Genomic DNA, 10,005 nt, shown 5'->3' with positions numbered 1-10,005 from the left:
CATCTTCTCGACACTGGCCTGACCCCACTGCGCGCGCTGTCTCACCAGCCACGTCATACCGCGCGACGATCACTGCGGCAAACTCGGCGATCTTCACTCACCTCGACGTGCGGAAAACGGGGCTAGCCGCGCAGCAGACCGGCCAGCCGCTCGGCCGGCACCCGTACGGTGAACGCCGCGCAGCCGGTGCAGAAGTAGCCGCGCCCGAACGTCAGCTCCACCTCCCCCGCGCCCACGTTGACCAGCAGCCGCTCGTTGTCCACGGTCACGGTCCGCGGGTTCTGGCCCTTCGGCATGTACGGCCGCACCGCCGCGGCCACCCGCTTCCGGCCGTCCGTGGTGAACGCGGCCGGGACGAACAGCTCGCGCACGGTGAGCGCGCGAGCGGCGCGGATGTCGTAGTTGACCGCCCGCCCGGTGTCCTCCGTCCTCGCCCCGGTCCCGCTCGAGAACGCGTAGCGCACGGAGATCATCGCGGCGTCATTGCGCACGACGACGTAGGTGCCCCTGACCAGGGCGCCGGCCGCCGGGTTCGCGCGCAGGGCGCGCAGCGTGTCATCGACGGCAGTCCTGGCCGGGGCGATCAGAGCCGCGTTGGCGCGGGCCGCGTCGCCGCCCTCGGCCCGGGGATAGGAGACGTCGATCACGAGCCGGGGGCGTACCTCGTGCCAGGTGGCCGTCCTGAGCACGATCGGCTCGCGCGCCTGCGTGCCCCGTACGAGCGGCGCCGCCAGTGCTGCCGCCGCCGCCAGGACCAGCGCCCCCGCTCCGGCCAGCAGGACCTTCCTGGGCACGCTGACCATCGTGCTCGCCGTCATGCCCGCGACCACGAACGGCCCGGCCAGGAAGCCCATCTGCAACCCCGAGGGCCCCAGCGCCGCCAGCCCGCCGGCCAGCACCGACAGCCCCCACACGGTGAGCCAGGCGGACGCGCGCCGCTCGTCGAGGTTCACCTTCATGAGCCCGAGATAGACCAGCCCGGCCAGCAGCACGACGTAGAGGGCGGCGGCGAGGTTCTCCAGCGGCCCCTGCGTCACGGACAGGACGGGCAGCGCGCGGAGGAGCCCGCCGTCCTGCCACGCGGGACCGGCGATCCCCAGGATCGCGCCCGCCACCACGGCCAGCACCAGCGCGGCCCCGCCGGCCCGCGCCGCCAGCAGCCCGCGCGCCCGCCGGCCGGGAACGTGCTCCCGCACCTGCTCCTTCCAGGCCCGGTGGCGCGCGACCGCCTGCTCCCACGTCTGCCCGCCCTCCAGCTCCAGGATGCGCGCGAACCTGGTCACGCCGGCCTGCGAATGCACGATGAACAGCAGCGCCCCGAACACCGGCACGGCGAACGCGGTGAACCACGCGGCCTCCTCGGCCGGCACGATCCCCAGCAGCCGCTCGCCGGTCAGCACGTGGCCGGCCAGGGTGCCCGCGTTCCAGGCCAGCGCCGCGGCCAGCGCGAGCGCGGCAACCAGCACCAGGTACGACGACGCCGGGAAGAGCCGGACGAGCTGGCCGCGTACCGCGAGGTAGACCAGCACCGGCGCGGCCACCGCGAACGCCGCCACCACCGCCCATAACCACGTTGCGACGGTCCCGCCGAGCGCAGGATCGGGCGGGGAGAGCAAGGCCAGCGCCCGCAGCGGCACCGGGGAGTCCTCGTCGAGCAGCCGCCGGGTGAGCGTGGGGAAACGCGAGGTGACGGCCACGCAGAAGTACGTCAGCGCGAGCGCGGCCCCCGCCACCAGCAGGCTCCACCGGCGATCGGGCCGCACGGGGTCAGGCGCGGCGGGCTCGCGTACCGTGCCGGGCAGTGCCCGCTGCAGGCCGGTGGCGGCCAGGGCGAGCAGCACCGGGGGCAGCGCGACCTGGGCGGGCTCGGAGACCAGCGCCGCCGCCAGGTCACGCGCGTACTCGGCCGCCCAGGCGGGGTCCAGCGGCGCGGCGAGCAGCAACTCCCGCATGCCGTGATCGATCGCCACGACCGCCGCGTACACGCCGGGGGCCGCGCTGAGTGCGATCCACGCCAGGACGAACGCCCGGCCGGGGCGGCCGTCCACCGGCAGCCGCCGCCGTAACGCCCCTTCCAGCGACCCGGCCGCGACGGCGGCGAGCACCACCGCGACCTGCTGGAAGTACCCCAGGGACAGGGGTAACCAGGCGAGCAGCGGCTGGTCCCGCAGCAGCACGCTCCACACCAGCGACCACCCGGCCACCAGGCAGGGCAGCACCCACGCCCGGCCCCGGAAGACCGGGCCAGCCTCAGCCGAGCCATCCGACCCGGCGGCGGCGGCCTTCTTGGCGGTGCCTCCGGCGGGTGCGGGCTCGGTTGTGGCGGGGGCGGCGGGAATCGTGCGCGTCGCGGCCAGCGCCAGGAGCGCCGACAGCAGGGCCGTCGCCATCCCCCAAGCGGCCGCGTAGGTCAGGTATCTGAAAGATGGCACCCCCTGCAGCCACGCCCAGAGGAGCACGCCCAGCACCCCGGCCGGGCCGCCGGTGAGCCCCCAGCACACGAGCACCCCCACCCGCGACCGGCCGAACCCGGACCATCGGTACACGACGTAGGCCCCAGCCGTCAGCACCACGCAGAAGGCGGCCAGCGTCGCGGCCACGGCGACCACGCCAGGAGCCACACCGCCGCCAGACCCCGCGCCGGCCACAGCATCCGCCGCAGCATCCGCCGCAGCATCCGCCGCAGCCCCCGCCGCCCGGCCGTCAGCCAGACCGGGGAAGATCAGCACCCCGCCGATGGCCCGGCCCAGCAGGAAACCGGCCACCGGCGGCAGGGCGCAGAGACCCGAGACGAGCAGCGTGACACCGGCGACGGCGAGCAGGAACACCCGCGTCGACCCGAACCAACCGGCAACCCGCGCCCCAGCCTTATCCGCGCCGGTCTTCCCCGCGCCGGCTTTCTCGGCGTCAGCCTGCTCGGCGCCGGCCTTCCCCGAGCCGGTCTTTGCCGCGCGCGCCTTCTTCGCGCCTGCCTTTTTCGCGCCCGCCTTGGTCCTGTCCGTCGGCTGATTGCCGGGCATCCGCATGCCAATGGTCTGCACGTCTGACATCTGCCCGCCCCGAGCGCAGGCATGGCTCGTGGCCCCAGCCGCCCAGGTGGTGGTGACCGGGAAGTGTCCGCCGGGTCAGCAACGACCCCCGGAACCCCGGCGAGGCCCGGGAAAAGCGGCGAGCCCCGGGCCGTGGGCCCGGGGCTCGCCGAAAGGTGGTGGACGATACTGGGATTGAACCAGTGACCTCTTCCGTGTCAGGGAAGCGCTCTCCCGCTGAGCTAATCGTCCTTGCAGAGGTGGCGACGGGATTTGAACCCGTGTGGACGGCTTTGCAGGCCGCTGCCTCGCCTCTCGGCCACGCCACCGAGCCGGAAGCTCCGAGCGGAAGACGGGATTCGAACCCGCGACCCTCACCTTGGCAAGGTGATGCTCTACCACTGAGCCACTTCCGCGTCCGCCCCGCTCGCGCCGGGCGACGAGAGAACTCTAGCGAATCCTGGCCGAGTCCCCAAACTGGAATACGGCCGCCCAGGTCACGTGTGGCCTCCGTTGACGGTGATGCGCTGGCCGGTGACGAACGCGCCCCCGTCCGAGGCCAGGTACGACACCGCCGCCGCCACGTCGTCGGGCGTGCCCATCCGGCGCAGCGGCACCTCCTCCCGGTAGGCGCTCTGGTCCAGGCCCGAGTGCCGCTCCACCGGGATCCAGCCGGGCGCGACGACGTTCACCGTGACGCCGTACGGGCCCAGCTCGCGCGCCCACGCCTCGGCCAGCGCGTGCTGGGCGCCCTTGGCCCCGATGTAGGCGGACATGCCGGGCAGCCGGCGGTCCACGATGTCGGAGCCGATCTGGATGACCCGGCCGCCGCCGCGTTCCTTCATGCCCGGCAGAGCCGCCTGCACCAGCAGCGTCGGGCTTTTGACGAAGAACGTGAGCTGGTCGAGGTGCGCCTGCCAGGTGAGGTCCTCGAAAGGGATCGACGGCTGCGGCCCCGTCGCGTTGGCCACCAGCACGTCCACCGGCCCGAGCCGTTCGGCCACCGCGACGATCAGCCCGGCCACGTCGGCCTCGTCCGTGACGTCGGCGTTGAACGTCTCGGCGATCCCGCCCGCGGCCCGGATGGCGGTCACCACCTGCTCGGCCCCCGCGCTGTCGGAGTAGTAGTTGACGGCGACGGCCAGGCCGTCGGCGGCCAGCCTGCGCGCGATCACGGCTCCCAGGCCGCGCGAGGCGCCGGTCACGAGGGCGACTGTTGTCATGAGAACCGACCCTAACCCGCCTGTCGCGGGCCGTCAGCGGCTGGGCTGCAGGTTCGCGGGATGCGGCCCTTCGGTCTCCAGGCGGTACTCCTGGCCGGAGACGGCGCGGTTGTCGTCGATGACCCGCTCCGACGGGGGCTTGCCGCCGCCCATGATCGCGGACTGCATCGCGGAGAACTCTTCGTGGGGCTCGCGCGCGTACCCGGTGCCCTGCGTCGTGTAGCCGATCTGGGTGGTGAGCAGGTCCCGTACGTACGCCTTGTTCGGCTCGAACGTCACCGGCGGCGGCAGCGCGGCGGCGAGCACCTGGTCGGGGTCGCGCCCGTCGAAGCGGCTGAACAGCTCGGACGCCAGCCGCAGCTGCTCCAGCTCCATGCCGAGGTGCAGCTCCCAGATGCTCTTCACGCGGGGATCGGACTCGGTCTCCATGAAGGAGTAGTAGAGGTAGCACTCGTTGTACTCGTGGTTGAGCAGCCGCTCCCACCAGCTCTCGGCCGGATCCGCGAGCGTCTCGTAGTGGGTGACGTGCTCCTCGCCGATCATCGCGATCTCCTGGCAGAGTGCGCGGGCGACCGGCTCGATGCAGGCCGGGCCGGCGTTCATGAGGAAGTTCGTGAGCTGCTGCTCGGCCGACATGAGCGTGAGGACGTGCAGCCTGGACAGCGGCTCGGTGGCGCTCCTGTCGTACGGCTGGCGCACGTTGTCCGGCGGGTCCCGGTGCTGCAGGTACGCCGGCCGCCCCGGCAGCACCTCGGTCAGCCGGCCGACGACCTTCCCGGCCTCGCGGTGCTCGATCAGCTCGTACAGGTTCGCGTACCGGTAGAGGTGGTCGACGTGTTCGAGCAGCACGAACTGGCAGGACTGCTTCAGGTACGGGTCCGGCTCCATCCTGGCCACCCACGCCGTCAGGTCCACCGCGGCCTGCTCGTAGGCGATCATCGTCTCCGTCACCGACATGACGCCGGGCAGCAGCCAGCCGACCGCCTTCTGCTGCTGCGCCTCGATGTAGCGCACCCGCGCGAGCTGCCGCTTGATCTCGAGGTCGGGGCAGTGCCTGGCGAGCTGGTGGCTGAACGCGATCGCCTCGGTCTCGACGCCGTTCATCGTGAGGATCCGGCAGCGGGTGTGCGGATCGGCGTGATCGGGGTCGATCGGCGTGACGTTCAGCTCCTGCCAGGTCCTGAGCTGCTCGTCCAGCGGGATTCCCCGCTCCTGAAGTGGGTCGAAGGCCATGTCGCACCGCGTACCCGGCGCTTCGGACGGGCAACCTCAGCGTTGCCCACGCGAACGGCCCGCGTTCGGTAAGGGAGGCATACCGGGCCGGGGCCCCGGGTAGGGCGCTGACGTGGGCGAACACGATGTCATCGACCTGCTGGTGGCCCAGCACGGCCGGATCAGGGACCTGTTCGACGAGGTCGAGCAGGCGCCGCCGGAGAAGGTGGGCGAGGCGTTCGACCGGTTGACACGGATGCTGTCCGTGCACGAGACGGCCGAGGAGGAGATCGTCCACCCGTACGCGCGCAGGAAGCTCGACAACGGTCAGGGCGTCGTCGGCGACCGCCTGACCGAGGAGGGGCGGGCCAAGCGGCTCCTGGCCGACCTGCACAAGGCGGGGGTGGACAACCCGGCGTTCTGGGACCGGCTGGCGGAGCTGCGCACGGCCGTGACGGCGCACGCGCGCAGCGAGGAGCGCTACGAGTTCGCCAGGCTGCGCGCGCACACCTCCGCGGCCGAGCGCCGGGCGATGGCGGTGGCGGTGCGGGCGGCCGAGGCCCTCGCCCCGGCCCGCCCGCATCCCGGTAGGGAGTCCGCACTCGGAAACCTGCTGGCCGGGCCGCCGCTGGCCCTCATGGACCGCGCCCGCGACGTGATCCGCAAGGCCCTCGGCGGCGGAGCCTGACGGCCGGGCATGCTTCGGTGCCAGGCGAAATGTCATCGCACTACCGTGGAACCCATGGAGCACATCGCACGTGACGCCGACATATCACCCGTCGCCGCGCTCATCGCGGAGCCGACGCGGGCGGCCATCCTGACGGCCCTGCTCGGCGGGCGGGCCCTGGCGGCGGGGGAGCTGGCCAGGATCTCGGGCGTGAGCGCCGCCACCGCCAGCGCCCATCTGGCCAGGCTGCTCGACGGGGGGCTCGTCGCCGTCGTGCGCCAGGGCCGCCACCGCTACTACCGCCTGGCCGGGCACGAGGTGGCCGAGGTGCTGGAGGTGCTGGCGAGGATCAGCGCCCGCCCTCCCGTACGCTCCCTGCGCCAGTCCCGGCAGGCCAGGCAGCTGGAGGAGGCCCGCACCTGCTACGACCACCTGGCCGGACGGGCCGGCGTGGGCCTGCTCGACCGGCTCAGGGAGAGCGGCTGCTTCGAGGCCGAGGCGGGGCTGACCGAGGCGGGCGAGCGGCTGCTGGCCGGGCTCGGCGTGGACGTGGCGGGGGCGCGCGAGTCCAGGAGGAGGTTCGCGCCCGAGTGCCTGGACTGGACGGAGCGCCGCGCGCATCTCGGCGGGGCGCTCGGGGCGGCGATCACCGAGGTGCTGTTCGAGCGCGACTGGCTGCGGAGGGGCGCCGTGCCGCGCGCGGTGCTGGTCACGGACGAGGGCAGGGAGGGTCTGTCCGCATTGTTCGCTGGTAAGGAGCTAACATCGCATACGCCAGTTACCTAACCAGCGAGAGAGACGCATCATGCGCGACAACGGAGTCGTGAACGTCGGTCCGGAGCCGCTGAGCTTCGACGACGTCATCAGGGTGGCCCGGCACGGTGCCCCCGTACAGCTCACCGACGACGCCATGGCCGCGATCTCCGCGGCCCGGCAGCGGGTGGACGAGCTGGCCGAGAGCCCGACGCCGGCGTACGGCATCTCCACCGGGTTCGGCGCGCTCGCGACCCGGCACATCGACCCGGCGCTGCGCGCCCAGCTCCAGCGTTCGCTGGTGCGCTCGCACGCGGCGGGCAACGGGCCCGAGGTCGAGACCGAGGTGGTGCGCGCGCTCATGCTGCTGCGCCTGCACACGCTGGCCACCGGCCACACCGGCATCAGGCCGACCACGGCCAAGACCCTCGCGGCGCTGATCAGCGCGGGGATCACGCCCATCGTGCACGAGTACGGCAGCCTCGGCTGCTCGGGCGACCTGGCGCCGCTGGCCCACGTCGCGCTCACGCTGATGGGCGAGGGCGTCGTACGCGACAGGGACGGCAAGGTGCAGCCGTCCGCCGAGGCGCTCAAGCAGGCCCACATCGAGCCGGTCGAGCTGGCCGCCAAGGAGGGGCTCGCGCTCATCAACGGCACGGACGGCATGCTCGGCATGCTCATCCTGGCCCTCGGCGACCTCACCATGCTTGTCAGGACCGCCGACGTGAGCGCCGCGATGAGCGTGGAGGCGCTGCTCGGCACCGACCGGGTGTTCGCCCCCGAGTTGCAGGCCCTGCGCCCGCACCCGGGCCAGGCCCTGGCCGCCGCCAACATGACCAGGATCCTGCGCGACTCCGGCATCATGGCCAGCCACCGCGACCCCGAGGCGTGCACGCGCGTCCAGGACGCCTACTCCCTGCGCTGCGCGCCCCAGGTCGCCGGGGCCGCCCGCGACACGATCACGCACGCCGCCACCGTGGCCGGGTGGGAGCTGGCCAGCGCCGTCGACAACCCCGCCGTGCTGGACGACGGCCGCGTCGAGTCCAACGGCAACTTCCACGGCGCGCCGATCGCGTACGTGCTGGACTTCCTCGCCGTCGTCGCCGCGGACCTGGCCTCGATGTCCGAACGCCGCACCGACCGCTTCCTCGACGTGGCGCGCAACCACGGGCTGCCCGCGTTCCTGGCCGACGACCCCGGGGTGGACTCCGGGCACATGATCGCCCAGTACACCCAGGCGGCCATCGTCTCCGAGCTCAAGCGCCTGGCCGTCCCGGCCAGCGTGGACTCCATCCCCAGCTCGGCCATGCAGGAGGACCACGTGTCCATGGGCTGGTCGGCCGCGCGCAAGCTGCGCAGGTCGGTCGACGGGCTCACCAGGGTGCTCGCGATCGAGGTGCTCACCGCGGCCCGCGCGCTCGACCTGCGCGCCCCGCTGGAGCCCGCGCCCGCGACGGCGGCCGTGGTCAAGGCGCTGCGCGAGACGGTGCCCGCGCCCGGCCCCGACCGGTTCCTGGCGCCGGAGATCGACTCCGCCGTGCGCCTGGTGGCCGACGGCGGCGTGGTGGCGGCGGTGGAGTCGATCACGGGCCCCCTCGCCTAGCCGGGGAGCGCGACGATCAGGTCCACCTCCAGCAGCAACCCCGGCATGAACAGCTTCGACACCTCAACGGTCGTGCTGGCCGGGGGCGTGCCGGTGATGTACCTGCGGCGCACCGCGCCGTACTCGGCGCGGGCGTCCATGTCCGTCAGGTACGTCCTGATGAACGCGACGTCGCCGAACGTGGCGCCCTGGTCGGCCAGGATGCGGGCGATGACCTGGAACACGTGCTCGGCCTGGGCGGTCATGGAGCCCTCGCCGACGATGTGGCCCTGCTCGTCGAACGCGGCCTGGCCGGAGACGTAGAGCATGTCGCCCACCCGGACGGCGTGCGAGTACATGCCGTTCGTCGCGGGGATGACGGGCAGGTTGAGCGGCACCGCCTTCGATTCGGTCCGCGAAACAGCCGTGTGGGCCGCGATCGCGGTCAGGTCGCGCTCGCCCAGTCCGGCCGCCCGCGCCTCCTGCAGCCTGGCCCTGGCGGCGGTGGCCATCGTGGCGCCGGCCCAGGCCCCCAGCTCCAGGTCCTTGGCCGCGTGCGCCAGGGAGTAGCGGGTCTCGGCGGACGGGACGCGCAGCCGTTCGGCCAGCGTGCCGAGCGGGGTGCCGGACAGCACGCCCGCGAGCGCGTCACGGTCCACGCCGTGCGCCTCGCCGTACGCGAACGTCTCCGCCAGCAGCACCTGGGCGGGCACCAGCGCGCTCATGACGGCGATCTTCATGGCCGCGCCCGCGCCCAGCGGCCCGAGCTCCCGCACGGACCCGAACACCGCCAGGACCTCGCGGCAGGCCGACAGGTCACCGCCGGCCAGCACGGTCAGCGTGCCGTCGGCGGCGGGGCCCACGCTGCCCAGCACCGGCGCGTCCACCAGCCCCGCGGACGCGGGCAGCAGGGCGCGCAGCTCGCGCACCGCCTCCGGCCCGATCGTCGACATCTCCACCACCGTCGCGCCGGGCCGCAGCCCCGGCAGTGCGGCGGTCAGCACCTCGCGCACCGCGGCCGGGTCGCTGAGCATGGTGATCACCAGCTCGGCCCCCTCCACGGCATCAGCCGCGGACGTCCCGCTCCCGCGCCGCCACGTCGTCACCTTGTGCCCGGCGTCCACGAGCCGCCGGGCCATGGGGGCGCCCATGCGCCCTTGTCCGAGAAATGCAATCACGTCACCCAGTGAAGCGGGATGCGAGGTATTCCACCACCGACTAGATTGCATAGCAGCCATGCTTGACACGAATGCCTTTGACACCGGAACGCTGCGGCTCTTCGACGAGGTCGCCACGAGCGGCTCGTTCACCGCCGCCGCCGAGCTGCTCGGCTACACCCAGTCGGCGGTCTCCAGGCGGATCGCCGCGCTCGAACGCGCCGCGGGCGGGCCGCTCTTCGACCGCCTGGCCAGAGGCGTGCGCCTGACGCCCGCTGGTGCGGTGCTGCACCGGCACGCCGTCGCCGTCCTCGACCGGCTCGGCCGCGCGGGTGAGGAGTTGGCCGCCATCCACGGCGGGCGGGGCGGGACGCTGCGGGTG

8 protein-coding genes and 3 tRNA genes are annotated in these 10,005 nt (G+C 73.2%); 4 read left to right on the top strand and 7 right to left on the bottom strand.

What is annotated here, in order from left to right:
• Positions 1-122 precede the first annotated feature (122 nt).
• The 6 genes from ETD85_RS55870 to ETD85_RS55845 form a co-directional block, all read right to left on the bottom strand.
• Positions 123-3,041 carry a hypothetical protein gene (locus ETD85_RS55870; protein WP_138697973.1) on the bottom strand — a complete coding sequence of 973 codons (2,919 nt, stop codon included), beginning with the start codon at positions 3,039-3,041 and terminating at the stop codon, positions 123-125.
• A 165-nt stretch (positions 3,042-3,206) separates the two neighbouring features.
• A tRNA-Val gene (locus tag ETD85_RS55865) sits at positions 3,207-3,281 on the bottom strand.
• A gap of 6 nt (positions 3,282-3,287) precedes the next feature.
• Positions 3,288-3,358: transfer RNA gene (locus ETD85_RS55860), tRNA-Cys, on the bottom strand.
• Positions 3,359-3,373: 15 nt separating this feature from the next.
• Positions 3,374-3,445: transfer RNA gene (locus tag ETD85_RS55855), tRNA-Gly, on the bottom strand.
• An 81-nt stretch (positions 3,446-3,526) separates the two neighbouring features.
• Entirely contained in the window at positions 3,527-4,252 is a 726-nt protein-coding gene (locus tag ETD85_RS55850) for an SDR family oxidoreductase (RefSeq protein WP_138697972.1), read from the bottom strand.
• Positions 4,253-4,285: 33 nt separating this feature from the next.
• Positions 4,286-5,485 carry a hypothetical protein gene (locus tag ETD85_RS55845; protein WP_138697971.1) on the bottom strand — a complete coding sequence of 400 codons (1,200 nt, stop codon included), beginning with the start codon at positions 5,483-5,485 and terminating at the stop codon, positions 4,286-4,288.
• A gap of 112 nt (positions 5,486-5,597) precedes the next feature.
• Between ETD85_RS55845 and ETD85_RS55840 the strand changes: the two genes are divergently transcribed.
• Genes ETD85_RS55840 through hutH form a run of 3 tightly spaced genes read left to right on the top strand, consistent with a single transcriptional unit; the run spans position 5,598 to position 8,487 of the window.
• The gene (locus ETD85_RS55840; RefSeq protein WP_138697970.1) at positions 5,598-6,152 is read left to right on the top strand and encodes a hemerythrin domain-containing protein; all 555 of its coding nucleotides are present in this window, start codon (positions 5,598-5,600) and stop codon (positions 6,150-6,152) included.
• A gap of 54 nt (positions 6,153-6,206) precedes the next feature.
• A complete protein-coding gene (locus ETD85_RS55835) occupies positions 6,207-6,917 on the top strand; it encodes an ArsR/SmtB family transcription factor (protein ID WP_138697969.1) in 711 nt (236 codons plus the stop codon).
• 19 nt (positions 6,918-6,936) lie between these two features.
• The gene (gene hutH, locus ETD85_RS55830; RefSeq protein WP_138697968.1) at positions 6,937-8,487 is read left to right on the top strand and encodes a histidine ammonia-lyase; all 1,551 of its coding nucleotides are present in this window, start codon (positions 6,937-6,939) and stop codon (positions 8,485-8,487) included.
• On the opposite strand, the gene ETD85_RS55825 is transcribed toward hutH, so the two are convergent.
• Complete coding sequence (locus ETD85_RS55825) at positions 8,484-9,644, bottom strand: Rid family hydrolase (RefSeq protein ID WP_240780053.1); 1,161 nt, start codon at positions 9,642-9,644, stop codon at positions 8,484-8,486. The two genes, hutH and ETD85_RS55825, sit on opposite strands and share 4 nt — an antisense overlap.
• 58 nt (positions 9,645-9,702) lie before the next feature.
• Between ETD85_RS55825 and ETD85_RS55820 the strand changes: the two genes are divergently transcribed.
• Positions 9,703-10,005: LysR family transcriptional regulator (locus ETD85_RS55820; RefSeq protein WP_170247385.1), on the top strand; the 303-nt coding region annotated here is incomplete at its 3' end.

Source organism: Nonomuraea zeae (assembly GCF_005889725.1).
GTDB lineage: Bacteria > Actinomycetota > Actinomycetes > Streptosporangiales > Streptosporangiaceae > Nonomuraea > Nonomuraea zeae.
This window is presented reverse-complemented; position numbering and strand designations above follow the sequence as displayed.